Source organism: Pseudomonas sp. UYEF17, assembly GCF_040546125.1.
In the GTDB taxonomy this organism is placed as follows: domain Bacteria; phylum Pseudomonadota; class Gammaproteobacteria; order Pseudomonadales; family Pseudomonadaceae; genus Aquipseudomonas; species Aquipseudomonas putida_Z.
The window spans coordinates 235742-254486 of record NZ_JBEPNE010000004.1; the positions used below are offsets into that span (position 1 = coordinate 235742).

Annotated in this window: 16 protein-coding genes and 1 tRNA gene; 10 read left to right on the plus strand and 7 right to left on the minus strand. The window is 59.9% G+C overall.

Going from position 1 to position 18745, the window contains the following annotated elements; all coding sequences use genetic code 11:
* Window positions 1-10 precede the first annotated feature (10 nt).
* Window positions 11-1264 (minus strand): 2-aminoadipate transaminase, encoded by a 1254-nt coding sequence (locus tag ABIB24_RS08645; protein ID WP_274078690.1) that lies wholly within the window; start codon window positions 1262-1264, stop codon window positions 11-13.
* A gap of 234 nt (window positions 1265-1498) precedes the next feature.
* Window positions 1499-2395, minus strand: a complete 897-nt coding sequence (gene gcvA / locus ABIB24_RS08650) for a transcriptional regulator GcvA (RefSeq protein WP_354316319.1) — start codon at window positions 2393-2395, stop codon at window positions 1499-1501.
* A gap of 255 nt (window positions 2396-2650) precedes the next feature.
* On the opposite strand from gcvA, the gene ABIB24_RS08655 reads away from it, so the two are divergent.
* The 3 genes from ABIB24_RS08655 (at window position 2651) to ABIB24_RS08665 (ending at window position 5374) form a co-directional block, all read left to right on the plus strand.
* Window positions 2651-4033 (plus strand): amino acid permease, encoded by a 1383-nt coding sequence (locus tag ABIB24_RS08655; protein WP_025339914.1) that lies wholly within the window; start codon window positions 2651-2653, stop codon window positions 4031-4033.
* Window positions 4034-4093: 60 nt separating this feature from the next.
* Window positions 4094-4591: a PaaI family thioesterase gene (locus ABIB24_RS08660; protein WP_354316320.1), complete on the plus strand. Its 498-nt coding sequence runs from the start codon at window positions 4094-4096 to the stop codon at window positions 4589-4591.
* An 87-nt stretch (window positions 4592-4678) separates the two neighbouring features.
* Window positions 4679-5374 carry a glutathione S-transferase N-terminal domain-containing protein gene (locus tag ABIB24_RS08665; protein ID WP_354316321.1) on the plus strand — a complete coding sequence of 232 codons (696 nt, stop codon included), beginning with the start codon at window positions 4679-4681 and terminating at the stop codon, window positions 5372-5374.
* Between the two features lie 173 nt (window positions 5375-5547).
* Here ABIB24_RS08665 and ABIB24_RS08670 read toward each other — a convergent pair whose 3' ends face one another.
* Entirely contained in the window at window positions 5548-7164 is a 1617-nt protein-coding gene (locus ABIB24_RS08670) for an inorganic phosphate transporter (RefSeq protein ID WP_354316322.1), read from the minus strand.
* Between the two features lie 128 nt (window positions 7165-7292).
* Between ABIB24_RS08670 and ABIB24_RS08675 the strand changes: the two genes are divergently transcribed.
* The 7 genes from ABIB24_RS08675 (at window position 7293) to ABIB24_RS08705 (ending at window position 12067) form a co-directional block, all read left to right on the plus strand.
* Window positions 7293-7679 carry a DUF488 domain-containing protein gene (locus tag ABIB24_RS08675; RefSeq protein WP_350012589.1) on the plus strand — a complete coding sequence of 129 codons (387 nt, stop codon included), beginning with the start codon at window positions 7293-7295 and terminating at the stop codon, window positions 7677-7679.
* Window positions 7680-7863: 184 nt separating this feature from the next.
* Window positions 7864-8295 carry a GNAT family N-acetyltransferase gene (locus tag ABIB24_RS08680; RefSeq protein WP_025339910.1) on the plus strand — a complete coding sequence of 144 codons (432 nt, stop codon included), beginning with the start codon at window positions 7864-7866 and terminating at the stop codon, window positions 8293-8295.
* Between the two features lie 117 nt (window positions 8296-8412).
* Window positions 8413-8802: a helix-turn-helix domain-containing protein gene (locus ABIB24_RS08685; protein ID WP_025339909.1), complete on the plus strand. Its 390-nt coding sequence runs from the start codon at window positions 8413-8415 to the stop codon at window positions 8800-8802.
* A 63-nt stretch (window positions 8803-8865) separates the two neighbouring features.
* Window positions 8866-9504 carry a response regulator transcription factor GacA gene (gene gacA / locus ABIB24_RS08690; protein ID WP_015271036.1) on the plus strand — a complete coding sequence of 213 codons (639 nt, stop codon included), beginning with the start codon at window positions 8866-8868 and terminating at the stop codon, window positions 9502-9504.
* A gap of 6 nt (window positions 9505-9510) precedes the next feature.
* Window positions 9511-11334 carry an excinuclease ABC subunit UvrC gene (gene uvrC / locus ABIB24_RS08695; RefSeq protein WP_013973365.1) on the plus strand — a complete coding sequence of 608 codons (1824 nt, stop codon included), beginning with the start codon at window positions 9511-9513 and terminating at the stop codon, window positions 11332-11334.
* 32 nt (window positions 11335-11366) lie between these two features.
* Window positions 11367-11927 (plus strand): CDP-diacylglycerol--glycerol-3-phosphate 3-phosphatidyltransferase, encoded by a 561-nt coding sequence (gene pgsA / locus ABIB24_RS08700; protein WP_025339908.1) that lies wholly within the window; start codon window positions 11367-11369, stop codon window positions 11925-11927.
* A gap of 64 nt (window positions 11928-11991) precedes the next feature.
* Window positions 11992-12067, plus strand: a tRNA-Gly gene (locus ABIB24_RS08705).
* A 489-nt stretch (window positions 12068-12556) separates the two neighbouring features.
* On the opposite strand, the gene ABIB24_RS08710 is transcribed toward ABIB24_RS08705, so the two are convergent.
* The 4 genes from ABIB24_RS08710 to ABIB24_RS08725 all read right to left on the minus strand — a co-directional run bounded on the left by ABIB24_RS08710 (window position 12557) and on the right by ABIB24_RS08725 (window position 18728).
* On the minus strand, window positions 12557-13084 hold the full coding sequence (locus ABIB24_RS08710; protein ID WP_354316323.1) for a hypothetical protein: 528 nt from the start codon (window positions 13082-13084) through the stop codon (window positions 12557-12559).
* Window positions 13085-13161: 77 nt separating this feature from the next.
* On the minus strand, window positions 13162-13668 hold the full coding sequence (locus ABIB24_RS08715) for a hypothetical protein (RefSeq protein WP_354316324.1): 507 nt from the start codon (window positions 13666-13668) through the stop codon (window positions 13162-13164).
* On the minus strand, window positions 13658-18244 hold the full coding sequence (locus ABIB24_RS08720; protein ID WP_354316325.1) for an RHS repeat-associated core domain-containing protein: 4587 nt from the start codon (window positions 18242-18244) through the stop codon (window positions 13658-13660). The genes ABIB24_RS08715 and ABIB24_RS08720 overlap by 11 nt, the downstream gene beginning before the upstream one ends.
* 52 nt (window positions 18245-18296) lie before the next feature.
* The gene (locus ABIB24_RS08725) at window positions 18297-18728 is read right to left on the minus strand and encodes a DcrB-related protein (protein ID WP_025339904.1); all 432 of its coding nucleotides are present in this window, start codon (window positions 18726-18728) and stop codon (window positions 18297-18299) included.
* Window positions 18729-18745: the final 17 nt, after the last annotated feature.

Sequence of the window (18745 nt, forward strand, 5' to 3'; positions counted from 1 at the left end):
CCCGTTCTTCTCAGGCGCCCAGCTCCGCCAGGCACTGCTCGAGGATATCCAGGCCCTCCTCGAGCACTTCGGCCTCGATGGTCAGCGGTGCCAGCAGGCGGATGATGTGCCGCGCCTTGCCGCTGGGCATCAGCAACAGGCCCTTGGCCCGCGCCGCGTCCATCACCTTGGCCAGTTGCGCCGGTGCCGGGCTGCCGTCGGCATTGACGAACTCGATCCCGCGCATGGCGCCGACGCCGGTCAGGCGGCCGAGGAACGGGCTCAGGCCCGAGGCCTTCCAATGCTCGAAGCGGTGCACGATTGCCTGCTCCTGGCGTTCACCCCAGGTAGCGACGTTCTCGTCGGTCATCTGCGCCAGGCTGGCCAGGGCCGCTGCGCAGGCGATCGGGTTGCCTGAATAGGTGCCACCCAGGCCGCCCTTTGGCAGCGCTGCCATCAACTCCTTGCGCCCGACCACCGCACCCAGCGGCATGCCGCCGGCAATGCTCTTGGCCAACAGCAGCAGGTCGGGCTCGATGCCCAGACGCGGGAAGGCGAAGCGCTGGCCGGTGCGGCCGAAGCCCGACTGGATCTCGTCGATGATGATCAGGATGCCGCGCTCGTCGCAGAAGCGGCGCAGGGCCTGGGCGAAGGCTGGGTCAAGGGCGAGGAAGCCGCCTTCGCCTTGCACCGGCTCGAAAATGAACGCCGCGACGTCCTCCACTGCCAGCTCGACGCTGAACAGGCGGTCCATGGCCTTGAGGGCCTGTTCGCAGGTAACCCCGGTGTCGGCGCTGGGGTAGGGCAAGTGGTACACCGGCCCCGGCAGCTCACCGACCCGCTGCTTGTACGGGGCGACCTTGCCGTTGAGGTTCAGGGTGGCCAGGGTGCGACCGTGGAAGCCGCCGTCGAAGGCGATGATGGCGCGTTTGCCGGTGGCACCACGGGCCACTTTCAGGGCGTTCTCCGCAGCTTCCGCGCCGCTGTTGGTGAGCATGCCGGCCAATGGGTAGCTGACCGGTACGAATTGGCTCAGTTGTTCCATCAGCGCCAGGTATGGGCCGTGGGGGGCTGCGTTGAAGGCGTAGTGGGTAAGGCGAGCGGCCTGGGCCTGGATCGCCTCGACCACGGCCGGGTTGCAGTGGCCCAGGTTGAGTACACCGATACCGCCGACGAAGTCGATGTAACGTTTGCCGTCAGTGTCCCAGACTTCGGCATTACGGCCATGGGAAAGTGTGATCGGGTGAACGATGGCAATGGATTGGCTGATACTTTCCTGGTTCATGGGCACGCGGACCTTTGTTCGAATTTCTTATTATCCAAGCGTGTTGGCAGGTTATTCCGCAAACGAATTATTCGATTGCGGTCATTCCATGGATTCTTGATCTTGGCTGATTTTGTATTGCTAGCACGGGCCTCTTCGCGGGTGAACCCGCTCCCACAGGTACGGCGCCACGCTTGAAAGCGTGCGATCCCTGTGGGAGCGGGTTTACCCGCGAAGAGGCCCGCCCAGGTGATATCACTCCCCCTCGGCCACCCGCTCCCGAATCCACTGCACGAAGTCCCTGACCTTGGGCACTTCGGCCGCATGCTCGGCATGGGCGATGAAGTGCCGGCCATTGCTCGCCACCGGGTGGTCCCAGGCCACCACCAGTTTGCCCTCGCTCAGCTCTTCGGCCACCAGGTAGCGCGGAATCAGGGCGATGCCGCAGCCGGCAATGGCCGCGCGGATGCACAGGTAGAACGTGTCGAAGCGGGGCCCGTGGTAGCTGTTCTGGCTATGCAGTCCCAGCCCCAGGAACCATTCGTGCCAGGCCTCCGGGCGCGACACGCACTGCAGCAGGCGGTGTTCGGTCAGCGCCTGGGCGCTGTCGAACCGGTGGTTGGCCAGCAGCTGCGGGCTGCACACCGGCACCACTTCCTCGCTGAACAGTTCGATGCAGGTTGCCCCGGGCCAGGTGCCCTGGCCGAAGAAAAACGCAATGTCGGCCTTGGCCTGCACCAGGTCGAACGGCTCCAGCTCATTGCGGATATCCAGGTGAATGCGCGGGTAGCGGTCGCCAAAACCCTTCAGCCGGGGTACCAGCCAGCGCGCGCCGAAGGTGGGCTGGGTGGCGATGCGCAGCACTTCGGTCTCGTCGCCATAGCTGAGGATGTAGCGGCTGGAAATGTCGATCTGGGTGAGGATCTTGTTCACTTCGGTGAGGTACAGCGCGCCGGCCGGGGTCAGGTGCAGGCGCCGGCGAATGCGCTGGAACAGCGAGTGCGACAGCATGTCCTCGAGCTGCGCCACCTGCTTGCTGACGGCGCTCTGGGTCAGGTGCAGTTCCTGGGCCGCGCGGGTGAAGCTGAGGTGGCGGGCGGCCGCTTCGAAGCACTGAAGGGCGGTGGTCGAAGGCATCAGGCGTTTGGACATGACGGGCAAATACCGAGCAAAAAAGGAAGGAGTTCATTCCATAACGGAATCATGTGTTTCGAAAAGGTCGTTTGTTGACCCCGGCCTATAGATTAATACTGACCTGGATCAACGATTACAACCGGTCGTGTGAAGAGGAGGTCAGTACCCGCTTCCGGCATCTGCAAAACAACAACAACGAACATCAGAAATTTATAAGAATTCTGCTCCAGTCTTCAGCCGCCCCGCTGCGGCCGACCCATTCGAGGGTTCTTCATGGCTTCGCTACACAACAACAAACAGCGCTCCCTGCAGCACGGTCTGACGTCCCGTCAGGTATCCATGATCTCCATCGCCGGCATCATCGGTGCCGGCCTGTTCATCGGTTCCTCCAACGCCATCGCCACCGCCGGCCCGGCCATCCTCATCTCCTACGCCATGACCGGCCTGCTGGTCCTGCTGGTGATGCGCATGCTGGGCGAAATGGCCATCGCCAACCCCAACAGCGGCTCGTTTTCCACCTATGCCTCCGAAGCCATCGGCCCTTGGGCGGGCTTTACCATCGGCTGGTTGTACTGGTGGTTCTGGGTACTGATCATTCCGGTCGAGGCCATTGCCGGCGCCGACATCCTGCATGCCTACTTCCCTGGCGTGCCGTCGTGGCTGTTCGCCTTCCTGATCATGCTGGTGCTGTCGGGTACCAACCTGATCAGCGTGAAGAACTTCGGTGCCTTCGAGTACTGGTTCGCGCTGGTCAAGGTGGTGGCGATCATCGCCTTCATCGTGGTCTGCAGCCTGGCGGTGTTTGGCGTCTGGCCGCTGGCCGAGGTGTCCGGGGTCAGCCGGTTGTGGGATAACGGCGGCTTCATGCCCAACGGTTTCGGCACCGTGCTCGGTGGCGTGCTGATCACCATCTTCTCGTTCTTCGGTGCCGAAATCGTCACCATTGCCGCTGACGAAACCGCCAACCCGAAAGACAAGATCCGCCGCGCTACCAACCTGGTGGTGTACCGCATCGCCATCTTCTACCTGGCGTCGATCTTCCTGGTGGTATCGCTGGTGGCGTGGAACGACCCGGGCCTGAAAGCGGTAGGTTCGTTCCAGCGCGTGCTGGAAGTGCTGAACGTGCCGGGCGCCAAGCTGCTGGTGGATATCGTGGTGCTGGTGGCCGTGACCAGCTGCATGAACTCGGGCCTGTACACCGCGTCGCGCATGCTCTATTCGCTGGGTGCCCGCGGCCAGGCGCTGAGCGTTACCAAGCGTATTTCCGGCTCTGGCGTACCGACCGTGGCGGTCATCTTCTCGACCTTGGCCGGCTTTGCCGGGTGCTTCGTCAACTATGTGTTCCCGGGCAAGGTATTCGGCTTCCTGCTGTCCACCACCGGCGCCATCGCCTTGCTGGTGTACCTGGTGATTGCCGTGTCGCAGCTGCGCATGCGGGCCCGTGCCGAGCGTGAAGGGCGGCCGCTGGAGCTGAAGATGTGGTTGTTCCCATGGCTGACCTGGCTGGTGATCGGCACCATCGTCATGGTGCTGGGCTACATGCTGTTCAGCGATGCCTACCGCTACGAGACGCTGATGACCGCCGGGGTGACCGCGTTCATCCTGCTGGTTTCGCTGACCCAGCGGCGCGCCAGGGTGGTCGCCCAGACGGCCTGATGTTTCTGCTTTAATGTGGGGGCGTTGCGCGCCCCCCATATCAATAAGCACAGGAAGCGTATGAACGACCACTCCCTTTCCCTCCAGGCCCTCGCCGCCCCCGACGGCACTTGCTACGGCTGCGGTTGCTCCCACCCCAGCGGCCTGCACCTGCAAAGCCACTGGGACGACGACGGCATCCACCTGGTGTGCCGGCACGCGCCCGACAGCACCTTCATCGGCTGGCCCGGCCTGGTCTACGGCGGGCTGCTGGCGATGCTGGTCGACTGCCACTCCAACTGGACGGCAATAGCTTACCACTACCGCAACGAAGGTCGCGAAGCGGGCAGCCTGCCGCGCATCGACTGTGTCACTGGCAGCCTTGGCCTGAACTACCTCAAGCCCACGCCCATGGGCGTCGAATTGTTGCTCAAGGCGCGTGTGGAAGGTGAAGTAGGGCGCAAGACCCGGGTGCTCTGCGAAGTCTGGGCCGACGATGTGCTGACAGTGACTGCCGACTCGGTGTTCGTTCGCGTCGATACCGAAAAGCTCAAGCTCAAGGCCCACGGCCAGGCCTGAGCCGCCGGTGCTGATGAGTGGTCGGTGATGGTCAGCGGCCGGGGATGTCTCTAGAGTGAGAGGTTCATTCCCTAGGCAAGGTTGATCATGACCGATCTCAGTGCTTTCCCCATTACCCGCAAGTGGCCCGCCAGACACCCCGAGCGCCTGCAGCTGTATTCGCTGCCGACGCCCAACGGCGTCAAGGTGTCGATCATGCTCGAAGAGATTGGCCTGGCCTATGAGCCGCACAAGGTCAGCTTCGACAACGATGACCAGCTGAGCCCCGAGTTCATCTCGCTCAGCGCCAACAACAAGATCCCCGCCATCCTCGACCCCAATGGCCCGGGCGGCCAGCCGCTGCCGCTGTTCGAGTCGGGGGCGATCCTGCAGTACCTGGCGGAGAAGAGCGGCCAGTTGCTCAGCCAGGACCCGGCCCAGCGTTACCAGACCTTGCAGTGGCTGATGTTCCAGATGGGTGGCATCGGGCCGATGTTTGGCCAGGTCGGGTTCTTTCATTTCTTTGCTGGCAAGGAATACGAGGACAAGCGCCCGCGGGACCGTTATGTCAACGAGTCCAAGCGCCTGCTCGGTGTTCTGGACCGGCATCTGAAAGGCCGGGAATGGATAGTCGACGAGTACAGCATCGCCGATATCGCGATCTTCCCGTGGGTGCGTAACCTGGTTGAGCGTTACAACGCCCGAGATTTGGTCGGCTTCGATCAGTTCAAGGAAGTGCAGCGGGTGCTGGCGGCGTTCCTCGAGCGGCCGGCCGTGCAGCGGGGCCTGAGAATCCCAGGCTGATCAGGCAACACTGGCCTTATGTGCATGCACCGGCCATTGTAGGAGCGGCCTTGTGTCGCGAAAGGGCCGCAAGGCGGCCCCGGGATTTCAGCACTGATGCATAAATCGACGGGGCTGCCTTGCAGCCCTTTCGCGACACAAGGCCGCTCCTACAAGGGGCGTATCCCAGCTTTTCAGAAAATGTGGTGCAGCAGCCAGTACAGGCTGCCGGCCAACAGCATCGCTGCCGGCAAGGTCAGCACCCACGCCATCAGCAGGTTGACCAGCGTGCGCTTCTGTATCCCCGACCCGTTGGCCACCATGGTTCCGGCCACCCCGGAACTCAGCACGTGGGTGGTCGACACCGGCAACCCGAACATATCCGCCGCACCAATGGTGCACATTGCCACCACTTCGGCCGAAGCCCCTTGGGCATAGCTGAGGTGGGTCTTGCCGATCTTCTCGCCTACCGTCACCACGATGCGCCGCCAGCCGACCATGGTGCCAAGCCCCAGTGCGATGGCCACGGCCACTTTCACCCACAGCGGGATGTAGCGGGTGGCGTCGTCCAGCTGGGCCTTGAACAGCAGCACCTGGCTGCGCGTGCCTGCGTCGAACACTACCAGCTGGCTCTTCTCGATCAGGCGGATGGCTTCGCTGGTCAGGTACATGTCGTTGCGCACGTTGGCCATGGCTTCGGCCGGTACCCGCTTGAGAGAGCCATAACCTTTGACCTCTTCGCCGATCATGCCGGTCAGTGCCGCCAGCGCCGGTATCAGTTGCGGGTTGGCCCTGGGCTCGGCAATGAACGTGGTCAGCACTTGGCGTGGGTCGGCCGGTGCTGCTTGCGGGGCGCCGCGCACCAGTGCCTGGCGGGTTACCTCGGCGACCGCGGAAAACTGCAAGGCCTGTTCATTGGGCATGGTCTTGTTCAATGCGTAAGCCATCGGCAGGGTGCCAACCAGAATCAGCATGATCAGGCCCATGCCTTTCTGGCCGTCGTTGGAGCCGTGGGCAAAGGACACCCCGGTGCAGGTCAGGATCAGTACGCCGCGAATCCACCACGGTGGTGGTGTCTGGCCTTCCGGCGCCTGGTACAGCGCCTTGCGCTTGACCAGCGCGCGCAGGGCCAGCAGCAACAGGGCGGCACAGGCAAAGCCGATCAGTGGCGAGAACAGCAGGGCATAACCGACCTTGCTGGCCTGGGCCCAGTCCACGCCGCTGGTACCGTCGCGCCCGTGCATCAGCGCATTGGCCACGCCCACGCCGATGATCGAACCGATCAGGGTGTGCGAGGATGAGGCCGGCAGGCCCAGCCACCAGGTGCCGAGGTTCCAGATGATCGCCGCCAGCAGCAGGGCGAAGACCATGGCGAAGCCGGCCGAGGAGCCGACCTGCAGAATCAGCTCCACCGGCAGCAGGGCGATGATGCCGAACGCCACCGCGCCACTGGAAAGCAGCACGCCGAGGAAGTTGCACAGCCCGGACCAGACCACGGCGACGGGGGCAGGCAACGAGTGGGTGTAGATGACGGTGGCCACTGCGTTGGCGGTGTCATGGAAGCCATTGACGAACTCGAAGCCCAGGGCAATCAGCAACGCCAGGCCCAGCAGCAGGAATGGCGTGACCGTGGTGATTACCGTGCCGCTGGCCGTCACATCCTGCTTCAGGCTCCAGGCGGTGTAGGCGATACCGGCCAGCAGCAGGCCGAAGAACAACACCAGGGTGGCTCGCCCGGGCTTGTGGGCAAGTTGCGGGCGGGCATCGCGTTGGGCCAGTTGCGGCAGGCTGGCCAGTGAAGGGGTTGCCATGGTGGCTCCGGTCGGGGTGGGGCAAGGGTGCCGAAGGCCTTGAGCATAGAAACAATTCGTAACCAGGCCGTGACCTCGATCAATGATTTATCTAGGCTCAAGACGGACGGTAGTGGCAGGAGAAACCCATGATTCGCTGCAAGCGTGTCTACGATGCGGTTGAGCAAGACGACGGTCAGCGCGTGCTGGTCGATCGCCTGTGGCCGCGTAACAAGCGCAAGGACGACCTGCACGGGCAGTGGTTGCGCGAAGTTGCACCCTCGGATGAGTTGCGCAAGGCGTTTCACCAGGGTGAAGTGGATTTCGCCGGCTTCACCAAGCGTTACCAGCAGGAGCTGGCAGCCCACCCCGAGCACTGGTACCCGCTGCTGGACCTGGCCGGAAAGGGCACGCTGACATTGCTTTATGCGGGCAAGGATACCGAGCACAACAATGCCCGGGTGTTGGCTGAATGGCTGGAGGACGAACTGGATCGCCGTGGGCCCGGCAGTTCGCCCGTGTGCTATGCCCAATGAGCGATAATGATTTATCGGGACTGTGCTGACCCCTGTAGGAGCGGCCTTGTGTCGCGAAAGGGCCGCAAAGCGGCCCCAGCAATTTTGCAGGAATGCGAAGACCCTGGGGGCGCTTCGCACCCCTTTCGCGACACAAGGCCGCTCCTACAAACGACAGTGCAAGAGCTGCCAGACCAGAGAACCCATGCCTCTACAACTGACCCCCGCCAACGACTCCCACCGCACCTTCGCCCGCGACCTCACGCGCCGCGCCATGCTGCCGTACTACCGCGAATACGACCTGCTGTGGCTAGAGGAAGCCTTCGACGAAGCCTGGGGCTGGCGCGAGCAGTGGCTGGTGACCGAAGGCGACGCGGTACTCGGCTTCTGCAGCCTCAGCCAGGACCGCCAGGCGCTGTTCATCCGCGAGTTGCACCTGCTACCCGAACACCGTGGGCGTGGGGTCGGCAGCTGGGTGCTGGAGCAGTTGGCACTGTGGGCCCGCCAGCGGCACCTGCCGCTGCTGCGGTTGATGGTGTTTCGCAGCAACCCGGCGCGTGTGCTCTACCAGCGCCACGGCTTCGTCGAAATGGGTGAGGACGAATGCTTTGTGCGCATGCAGCGCACGATCGACTAATAGCTCAATGATGGCTTGTCGCGACTGGTGAGCATCGGCATAGTGAACCCAGGCGTTCACGGCCGCCTGCAGGTGGGTAGGCCGTACATGAGTGTGATCAGGGATAAGGAGCCCCCCATGAATGGAATCGGTCCGCGGCTGCGGGAAGAGCGTGAGCGTCTGGGGATGACCCAGCGCGTGTTTGGCGATATCGGCGGGGTCGAACCCAATGCCCAGGGCAAATACGAGAGTGGTGAACGCTCGCCGCGGGTCGATTACCTGGCGGCATTGGCAACCCGGGGCGTGGATGCACTCTATGTGCTCAGCGGTATCCGCACCCCGGCACCGCTCGAGGGGCTGAGCGCCGATGAGTCCGGTTTGCTGGGGGCTTTCCGGCAGTTGTCGTGCGACGATCAGGCGGCACTCTGGCACTTGTTGCGGCGTTTGACCAACAACGACAAATCCCGGCAGACAGTGAGGCCGCTTACGGTTGAACGTCAGGTGTTTCTGACAGAAGGAATGCGTTAGGTCCGCCGTGAAAAATTTTGTTAAGGTGGCGGGATCCAATCGCCCTGCTGACGAGGTGTGTGCTTGATTAGGGTCTTAGTGGTCGACGATCACGATCTGGTACGAACCGGTATTACACGCATGCTGGCCGACATCGATGGCCTGCAGGTGGTGGGTGAGGGCGATTCGGGCGAGTCGGCGCTCAGGCTGGCCCGTGAACTGAAGCCGGATGTGGTGCTGATGGACGTGAAAATGCCCGGCATCGGCGGCCTGGAGGCCACCCGCAAGCTGCTGCGCAGCCACCCGGACATCAAGGTGGTTGCCGTGACCGTGTGCGAGGAAGACCCGTTCCCCACGCGCCTGCTGCAGGCAGGCGCTGCTGGCTACCTGACCAAGGGTGCCGGCCTTGACGAAATGGTCCAGGCCATCCGCCTGGCCTTCGCCGGCCAGCGCTACATCAGCCCCCAGATTGCCCAGCAGATGGCGCTGAAGCCATTCCAGCCACAGGGTTCGCCGTTCGATGCCTTGTCGGAGCGGGAAATCCAGATTGCCCTGATGATCGTCGGCTGCCAGAAAGTGCAGATCATCTCCGACAAGTTGTGCCTCTCACCCAAGACCGTCAATACTTACCGTTATCGGATCTTTGAAAAACTCTCGGTCACCAGCGACGTCGAACTGACCTTGCTGGCCGTTCGCCACGGTATGGTCGACGCAAGCCTGTAAAACCTCATGTCCCAAGTTTTCGATGCCAGCGCATTCCTGGCTACCTGCAGTGGTCGCCCGGGCGTCTACCGGATGTTCGACGGCGAAGCCCGGCTGCTTTACGTGGGCAAGGCCAAGAACCTCAAGAAGCGCCTGGCCAGCTATTTCCGCAAGACCGGCCTGGCGCCCAAGACCGCCGCGCTGGTGGCCCGCATCGCCCAGGTCGAAACCACCATCACCGCCAACGAAACCGAGGCGCTGCTGCTGGAGCAGAACCTGATCAAGGAGTGGCGGCCGCCGTACAACATCCTGCTGCGCGATGACAAATCCTACCCCTACGTGTTCCTTTCCGACGGCGAGTTCCCGCGGCTGGGCATTCACCGTGGGGCGAAGAAGGCCAAGGGCCGCTACTTTGGCCCGTACCCCAGCGCCGGCGCCATTCGCGAAAGCCTCAGCCTGCTGCAAAAGGCCTTTTCGGTGCGCCAGTGCGAAGACAGCTACTACGCCAACCGCACCCGGCCATGCCTGCAGTACCAGATCAAACGCTGCAAAGGGCCCTGCACGGGCCTGGTGACCGCTGAGGAATATGCCGAGGACGTGCGCCACTCGGTGATGTTCCTCGAAGGGCGTAGCCAGCAACTGGGCAACGAGCTCAATGCCGAGATGGAGAAGGCCGCCATGGCCCTCAATTTCGAGAAGGCCGCCGAATTGCGCGACCAGATCGCCTTGCTGCGGCGCGTTCAGGACCAGCAGTACATCGAAGGCGGCAGCGGCGACGTCGACGTTATCGCCGCCTTCGTCAACCCTGGTGGCGCCTGCGTACACCTGATCAGCGTGCGCGGCGGGCGGGTGCTGGGCAGCAAGAATTTCTTCCCGCAGGTGGGCATCGAGGAGGAGGTGGCCGAAGTGATGGCCGCGTTCCTTTCCCAGTACTACCTGGGCAATGCCGAGCGCGAATTGCCGGGTGAACTGATCGTCAACGTGGTGCACGAAGACTTCGCCGCCATCAGCGAAGCCCTGCAGACCTTGCGCGGTCGCGAGCTGACCATCAGCCACCGGGTACGCGGTACCCGCGCCCGCTGGCAGCAGCTGGCGGTGACCAACGCCGAGCAGGCGCTCAATGCCCGCCTGGCCAACCGCCAGCACATGGCCGCACGTTTCGAGGCCCTGGCCGAGGTGCTGGGCCTGGACGAGGTGCCGCAGCGCCTGGAGTGTTACGACATCAGCCATTCCAGCGGCGAAGCCACCGTGGCCAGCTGCGTGGTGTTCGGCCCCGAAGGCCCGCTCAAGTCCGACTACCGCCGCTTCAACATCGAAGGCGTCACCGCTGGTGACGACTACGCCGCCATGCACCAGGCCCTGACCCGCCGTTACGGTCGCATCAAGGATGGCGAGGGCAAGCTGCCCGACGTGCTGCTGGTGGACGGCGGCAAAGGCCAGCTGAACATGGCCCGTGACGTGATGCAGGAGCTGGGCTTCAGCGACTTGACCCTGCTTGGCGTGGCCAAGGGCGTGACGCGCAAGGCCGGTTTCGAAACCCTGTACCTGAACGACGTGCACCATGAGTTCACCCTCAAGGGCGACTCACCGGCCTTGCACCTGATCCAGCAGATCCGCGACGAGGCCCACCGTTTCGCCATCACCGGCCACCGCGCCCGCCGCGGCAAGGCCCGCCGGGTGTCCAGCCTGGAGGATGTGGCCGGGGTAGGGCCCAAGCGCCGGCGCGACCTGCTGAAACATTTCGGCGGCCTGCAGGAGCTCAACCGCGCCAGTGTCGATGAAATCGCCAAAGCACCCGGCATCAGTAAAAAGCTTGCCGAGTCGATTTATGCCAGCCTGCATAGCGAGTAGAATGCGGGCTCAACTTGCGGCCAGTCGTACCGATGAATATTCCAAACCTGCTCACCGTTCTACGCGTCCTGCTCATCCCGATCTTCATCCTGCTGTTCTATGTGCCCTATCACTGGAGCTACATGGCCGCCAGCAGCGTGTTCGCCGTTGCCGCCGCCACCGACTGGCTGGACGGCTACCTGGCGCGCCGCCTGCAGCAGAGCACGCCGTTCGGTGCCTTCCTCGACCCTGTGGCCGACAAGCTGATGGTGGCGGTGGCCCTGGTGCTGCTGGTGCAGACCCACGCCAACTTCTGGCTGACCCTGCCGGCCGCGGTGATCATCGGCCGCGAGATCGTGGTTTCGGCGCTGCGCGAGTGGATGGCCGAGCTGGGCGCGCGGGCGCATGTGGCGGTGTCCAACCTCGGCAAGTGGAAAACCGCGGCACAGATGCTGGCGCTGGTGATCCTGCTGGGCAACCCGCCAGCGGTGACCTTCTGGGTAATCCTCGGTTACGCGCTGCTGCTGGTGGCGGCGGGGCTGACCCTGTGGTCGATGGTGCACTACCTGCTGGCCGCCTGGCCGCACCTGCGCGAAGGCTCTGAGCAGAAATAAAAGTTTTTTTGAATCAAGGGGTTGACGCTGTTTTAGAAATCGCTAGAATGGCACCCATCACGACGCGGGAATAGCTCAGTTGGTAGAGCACGACCTTGCCAAGGTCGGGGTCGCGAGTTCGAGTCTCGTTTCCCGCTCCAAATATAGATTTACAGGGTTCCATGGGAATCTGTAAATCATTGAAAAAAGACGCTTCGGCGTCTTTTTTCGTTTCAGTCAGATCCATCAGGATCCGTGGGCATTCGGGCCTTTCCAGGCTTTGTACGAAATCCCAAATAACCCAATCACCGCCCCTCGAACGCTGAAACTTTGCAGAGTCCCCCCGCATCGACGGAAAGGCATTCTGTGATGGCTAAGCGTTACGAATACTCGGACGAGGTGTGGGGTGTGGTCTCCGAGCTCTTCATCAAGCCCCAGCTGCCACTGGCCCAGCTGTTAAGAGGAGTGTGATGCCTGCTTGAAGTACGCAACCCGCTCATCGGTCCTGGACTGACTGAAAGAATTATATTTGTTGCCTCTGTTGTTGGATGTTGACTCGCCGATTACCCTGTTCGTGTTTAAAAGTTCTCTATGAAGTACCGCTTTTTGTCCCCGAGCGTGTCCATATGTGAGATCTCTAGTTGTGCTTGTTATAGTGATTGGTAGAGCTTTATTCTCGAGTCATCCAGCGGAAAAAATTCTTCTGATAACTCATAGAGGCGCATGACCCAAAAGTTGTCCTCCTTGGCCATGGCTTTGCTGTCTATTTCGGAATAAAATTTTTGAAGTGTGGCGATCTGCTTGTTGGTATCTAATATTTCAATGCTCATTATTCTGGTTGTTAGGTTTATAAATAGGTTGTGAAAGGTTGTGAAGAGGTTTATTGTTGAGTTGCAATATGTGGTGTTGGTCAGTTCGTCGTTTTCAAACATGTATCCGATGGAGGAGTCCTCTGTATTGACAAAAAAACATCCGGTGAAGTCGTGTCCAAAGAATGCAAGGTGCTTATGCAGGGTTGGGATGTGGTATAGCGTATTGTAGAACTCTGCTTTGTTGTTTTTGTAGGGTGGCAATAAGCAGGTTTTGCTTCGTACGTCGGAAAGTACGGGGGATTTATTAATTGCACCACTTTGCATCTTGGTGTATTGGGCTTGGAATTTTGCGAAAGGAAGTTCCATGTTTTTCTCCTGCGGACAGGTGGTTTTATTTGGCGGTAACAGACATACTGCTGGATGTCTGTTGATCGCCCTTTCGCTTAGTGGGAGGTTTCCCAAAATTTGGCGCCCTCTGCGTCGGCTATTTTCTCCATAAACTCCGATAATGATCCCGCTGCTTTTATCCATTCGTGTCTGTGGTCAAGAGGTGTGCAGGCCAAAATTTCACCATTTTTGGTAAGTATTAATAATTCGGAGTCGCCATAAAATCGGCCGACGACGAAGTCGCCTGCTAGTGTTTCATCGCTTCGGGTATGTCGCAGTTTTTCAGTTTCGGTGATGGATTCTTCCGGGGTGAGCATTTCGATCCCCCATTGTCCATATAGGTTATCTTTAAAGAGTTCGGATTTTTTGCTGAGTCGCCATAGTGCTAAGAGTTCATTGGGGAAACTGTGTGCAAGGTCAGAAATTTCTCTATCGCTGAGTCCGCTTGAAAAAGTGCAGGCTAGAAGGAATGGGCACTTTTCTTTATGATGGTAGGCTATTTGTGGTGATGACCATTTGATTTTTAGTCTGCTAATTACAGTGGTTAATTTGTTAGAGCTCATTGTAGTTTCGCCAGAATGTGTTGAAGAGTTCTTGGTGCGTCTTGCGCTGTACGGGTACTAAATTCCAGAAAGTATTGTCACCACCGTATTCTCTTGGCTTGATATGGTGAATGTCGTACTCTGCCCACCCGCCTCTTGGTGTTGCATATCCTTTATCATACCAGTCTTTGATGAATGCGCCACGTTCGGTTGCGCCCCATGAGACTCGATCAGCGGTTGGAATCTTGCCGCCAATTTGGGTGGGGAATGGTATGCTGCGACCAGTCCTGGGGTCAGTAACTTTCGGGTAAAGCCTAAGTGTCGCTCGGAGGCGGGCGACCAAGCTCGATATTGAGATTCCAGATCTATTGCAAGAGAGACCTAACGGGTCAATCCAGTTTATTGAGTTTGGGGCGTATTTATAGAGGTTTAATCCGCCGAGCAGGCCTAGTGGGTCTGCTTGCGTGAAGCTTCCAGTTGAAGGGTCGTAGAACCTATAGGTGTTGTAGTGAAGATTGATTTCACGATCGAAATATTGCCCTTGGTAGCGTAGATTCTGCTCTCTTGTTTGCCTTTCAGCTGTCCATTCGCTGCGTGATTCACCCCATCCGAAAAAATCACCTCGCCATATAACGTTGCCCTTGGTGTCGGTGAGCTGTGCTGGTAGTCCATTCTGATTGGTGTGGAAGTACTCTAGCTCTGCGTTGCCAGACTTGCCGTTAATTCTGGCTATAGGTTCGTAGCTACTTGAATTGGCATAGACATACAAGCTGATAAGGCCGTTTTGCGCCTCTTGCAGCATGCGTAACCCCTGCCAGTGAAACAAGACCCGTCGCAGTGGTTCTGAGTGGCCTCTTTGATAAACATCCTTACTGATTCGCCTTCCCAGAGGATCGTAGCGGAACACAATACGTTCGCGCTCACCGCTGCGGTACTGGTCTACGGATATCAGGCGTTGTTCGGCGTCGTACTCGAAGTATTGTACCCAGTTACTTCCTATCTTTTTTTCGCACAATCGCCCAAATCGGTCATAGCGGTAGCGCTTGTCCTGATAGACCAGCACACGGTTGTGCTTGATCAGGCCGTGGAGCTTCGGTCCGTCGAATAGGTTGCCAGCCTTGTCGTACTTGAAATCCTCAACCTGTGTCGCTCGCCAGTTGGGGCGAGACTGGTGAGTACTCTGTAGCTGCTCGTTCGGGTCGTAGCCATAACGGTTGCTACCGGTGTAGCTCTTGCCTGTGTTAGGTGAACGATGAAAATGGCCAATAATCTGCTCAAGATGCGCGATGTCATCAGCTGCAATGTCGCCAAAGCTACTACGTTGGGTCTGGGTCAATACCTCAGCAATCAGGTTGTCTCTGTTGTCATAGCGGTAACTCTTCTCCAGCAACGGCAGCACTTCAACCGAAGCATCGCGATAGTGAATGGCCTTGCTGCTCAGTCGCCCGCTCTGGTCATAGCGGGTACGTGTGATCAGGCTTCCCTGGGTGCGCAATACTTCGTCGTGCACCGCATCGCGCTCGAAGTCACTGATGACCCGGCCGTTCAGGTTGATCTGATGAAGGTGCCCACTGCCGTAGTGCAGGTAGTTCAGTTGTCGCTGGTCAGGCAGTGTCAACGTCTGCAGATTGCCCAGTTCGTCATAGCGGTATTGCAGCAGCCCGGCACTGTTGGTTTCGCTGAGCAACTGCCCGTTCGCGTCATAGGTGTAATCAAGCTGCTGTTGCTCACCCTGGTTGTCCGTGAACGTGATGGACAACAGGTTGTCGGCGGTGTCGTAGCTGTAGTCGGTGATGCCATCCTCGGTGCGTTTGCTCAGCAGGCGGCCAACGGCATCACGTTGGAAATCATGGCGAATCGAAGTGGCCCGTGTCGGCGGGGCGTTGTCGGAGAGGGGTGGCTGTTCGTATGAAGAGGGGACATGGGTTAGGCTGGTGACACCGTCGAGTGTGTCGTACTCGTATATCCGGCCACTTCCATCCAGATCTTGTTGTGCCACCAGGCGGTCAAGTTTGTCCCAGCCAAACGTGTAGGACTCTTCATTCTCGTTGGTGAGTTGCAGCAGGCGACCATAGGCGTCGTAGCGAAACTTCACGCTGTACCCCATGGCATCGGTGCGCTTGACCAGGCGGCCGCTGCGGTCATAGCGAAACTGCAAGATCTTTTGCGCAGGATCGATGTAGCGCGTCAGCTGGCCGGCGGTATCAACTTCGTAGCGGTCGATACGACCATCGGGTCGTTCGCTTTCTATGAGATAGCCGCGAGCGTCATAGCGGAAGTGGGTCTGCTCTCCCCGGGCATTGATGCTTTCGCTCAGGCGGCCATGCAAGTCGTAGTGGTACAGCGTCTGGTTGTTGCTGCAGTCGCGATAGCTGAGCAACTGGCCACGGGTGTTCCAACCCAGGTGCTTGGTCTTTTCGAGGGCATCGGTGACGCGGGTAACACGACCTTCCGGGTTGTATTGATACTGCGTGCTCCGGCCCAGTGGGTCCTGCTCCCACAGCAAATTGCCATGAGCATCGTAGCCGTAGCGCCGGGTACGTCCTGCTCCGTCTGTGACCTGAACGGGCAAGGCCCAGTGGCGCAGATAGCTTATGCGTTCGCTTCGCCCAAGCGGGTCACGTGTCTCGATCAGACGCCCGATATCGTCATAGCTGTATCCCCACTCGCCGCCCTGCGGATCAGTTCGTTTGACCAACTGGCCGGCGACGATCTCTGCTTGCCAGCAGTTCCCAAGTGCATCGACATGCTTGTAAACGTCGTACAGCGGGCCCCAGAAATAGTGGTCTATACGTCCCAGTCCGTCTGTTACGAGGGTTTCGCCTTCTTCGAGGTTATACTCGAACTTGTACTCCTCCCCATCGCTACCCCAGTGGCGAACCACCCGCCATTCGTGGTCAGGTTGCGGCTCAAGCAAAGGCGGCAGGCGATAGGGTGTTCCGTCCGCCCGTCTTGGTGTAGGACGTTTTTCAGGAATGGTGTAGCGTGCCCATGCGTACTCGCGGACGGCGCCGCTGGCCAGTTGGTGACGCTTCAGATAGCCCTCTTCGGTATAACCGAAGTTACGCACCACCTGGCCCGTTGCATCCAGAACCTCTTGCAACTGCCCACTGTCGGTATAGCCGTAGCTGACCAGCAGCTCGTTCCGCTCGATAGCGGGCTCACCGTTATTTGACAGGAAGAGCCGCGACACCTTGCATACGCGCCTTGTATGCGCAGCATCATAGTGAAGCTGGACAACCGTCTGGCCGTACTTGTCATAGAGTGCTTGAAGGCGACCTTGTTTGTCGTAAAGCACATCTATGTAATTGAGATTGCGGTCGCTCAGCCTGATGAGTCTTGAACGACTGGGCTCGTGCGGGTCGACATCAAAAACCTTGTAGCGCCCCTCATGAATGTCCTCGACAACCGTTTGGCCATCCTCCAACTGGAAGAAAGCCAAGCCGTCCACAACACTGACAAAGGCATCGCCGGCGCGCAGGCGCCCGAGTTCCAGGCGATTGCCTTCTTCATCGACGTAAATCCACAACTCGCCGCCTTCAGGATGCGGGACGCGGACCAGTTCAACTTCATAAGGAACACTCCAGCCCTTTCCGAACAGGCCGCCGGTGCGTAAGTCTCTACTGTCGTAACTACGAGCCCATTGGATTCCCAGCAAGCCAGGTAAGTTGAAATCAACATCCTCTGGACCGTCCTGGAACTTGCTACCCGTGGCGACCGCAACGGGGTTGCCCAATTTACAACCTTTGATGCGCCCAAAACGTCGTGAAATGAGTATGCCCGCAATAATCCCGGTAAACATCGCAACCTTGCTCTTGCCATTGCGAATATCCCGAACCGTCGCTGTCCCGCCGCCAATGCGCACATTCGGCGATACTTTCTCATTCACATCGATCGTGGCATCGCAGGTGGTCTTGTCACCCGATCGCGCTGCAGGCTGGCCGTTGATGAAGACTTTGTCCGACCCTTGCGCAATATGGTTTTCGGGCAAAGGCGGGTGGCGGCTGCATGAAATCTTGTCCTGCTCTTTGGATTCCGCGCCGGGGTCCTTTGGCGTGGTGACGGGCGGGTTGAAGATGTCGCGTATCGCCATGCCCAGCCCCACCACCGGGAGCAGGTAGGGCACCGCCGCCATGGCCATGGAGCCCACGTTCTCCAGAATCGAAGGCTCTGCTTGCTCTGCGTCGGCCGCTCCCCCTCCTGGCGGCCCTGTGATACCGGCTGCGCGAGCGGCGGGCTTGCTGTTGACGAACACGTTGTGTGACCCGCTTTCGATCTTTCCATAGGGGTCGGGTGCATCCACGCTGTTGCCAAGGCTGTCGCAAAAGCGGGAGATGGCATCGCCGACAGTCTGGTCTTCACCGACCGAAAGGGTGCTCATCGCACCGACCGCCACTCCCGCAACGGCGGCGATGGCGATGCCAGCTGCGCCCCCCGTCGCGACAGTACCGACAACGGCCAGGCTGATAGCGGCAGCCACGGCGGCGGTGGCTGCGGCATAAATGACGGCCTCTGCAACTGCACTGACCATTTCGGCGATCAGGGACGGATGCAGTATTTCATCGCCCATGCGGGCGGCGTGAACGATCTGCGCCATGGCTTGCAAGCTCCAAAAGTTCTGAATGAGGTTGACCTGGGTGGTGAAGGGGTCAGGTGAATCGGAGCTGTTGTTTGATTGCGCGCCAGTGCTCGATGTCGTCGCTGCTCAAAGGGCTTGGCTTGCTGTAGTTGATCACCAGCAGACGGTGCTGACCTGGAATCATGCAGGCGGCCTGGAGCTGGAAATTGGGCTTGTCCCCCACCTTGAATTCAATGGCCATTTCGCGGGCTTCGACGGAGTGTTCACCGCCCCCCAAACGCGCGATCTTCGTGGGTGTGATGGTCATTGCCCCGGACTTTTTTCGCAGCATCCGCAGTTGGTCATCGATGGCTTGGTCCAGGGTCTTGTCATTGGCGACGGGGCTGCGCGCCATTACCAACGTGGTGTCTCGGGCACGAAAGCGCAGCATGTTGAGCGTGAGGTCTTCAGGTGCTTCCTCGCCTAGATTGAGGATCAGGTCGTGAGTCAGGTATTCCGTCATTGCTGGAGTCCTTTCAG

Excerpts from the sequence above, each read along its gene's own strand:
- ABIB24_RS08645 (WP_274078690.1), bottom strand. The coding sequence starts at position 1,264 with ATGAACCAGGAAAGTATCAGCCAATCCATTGCCATCGTTCACCCGATC.
- gcvA (WP_354316319.1), bottom strand. The coding sequence starts at position 2,395 with ATGTCCAAACGCCTGATGCCTTCGACCACCGCCCTTCAGTGCTTCGAA.
- ABIB24_RS08655 (WP_025339914.1), top strand. The coding sequence starts at position 2,651 with ATGGCTTCGCTACACAACAACAAACAGCGCTCCCTGCAGCACGGTCTG.
- ABIB24_RS08660 (WP_354316320.1), top strand. The coding sequence starts at position 4,094 with ATGAACGACCACTCCCTTTCCCTCCAGGCCCTCGCCGCCCCCGACGGC.
- ABIB24_RS08665 (WP_354316321.1), top strand. The coding sequence starts at position 4,679 with ATGACCGATCTCAGTGCTTTCCCCATTACCCGCAAGTGGCCCGCCAGA.
- ABIB24_RS08670 (WP_354316322.1), bottom strand. The coding sequence starts at position 7,164 with ATGGCAACCCCTTCACTGGCCAGCCTGCCGCAACTGGCCCAACGCGAT.
- ABIB24_RS08675 (WP_350012589.1), top strand. The coding sequence starts at position 7,293 with ATGATTCGCTGCAAGCGTGTCTACGATGCGGTTGAGCAAGACGACGGT.
- ABIB24_RS08680 (WP_025339910.1), top strand. The coding sequence starts at position 7,864 with ATGCCTCTACAACTGACCCCCGCCAACGACTCCCACCGCACCTTCGCC.
- ABIB24_RS08685 (WP_025339909.1), top strand. The coding sequence starts at position 8,413 with ATGAATGGAATCGGTCCGCGGCTGCGGGAAGAGCGTGAGCGTCTGGGG.
- uvrC (WP_013973365.1), top strand. The coding sequence starts at position 9,511 with ATGTCCCAAGTTTTCGATGCCAGCGCATTCCTGGCTACCTGCAGTGGT.
- pgsA (WP_025339908.1), top strand. The coding sequence starts at position 11,367 with ATGAATATTCCAAACCTGCTCACCGTTCTACGCGTCCTGCTCATCCCG.
- ABIB24_RS08710 (WP_354316323.1), bottom strand. The coding sequence starts at position 13,084 with ATGGAACTTCCTTTCGCAAAATTCCAAGCCCAATACACCAAGATGCAA.
- ABIB24_RS08715 (WP_354316324.1), bottom strand. The coding sequence starts at position 13,668 with ATGAGCTCTAACAAATTAACCACTGTAATTAGCAGACTAAAAATCAAA.
- ABIB24_RS08720 (WP_354316325.1), bottom strand. The coding sequence starts at position 18,244 with ATGGCGCAGATCGTTCACGCCGCCCGCATGGGCGATGAAATACTGCAT.
- ABIB24_RS08725 (WP_025339904.1), bottom strand. The coding sequence starts at position 18,728 with ATGACGGAATACCTGACTCACGACCTGATCCTCAATCTAGGCGAGGAA.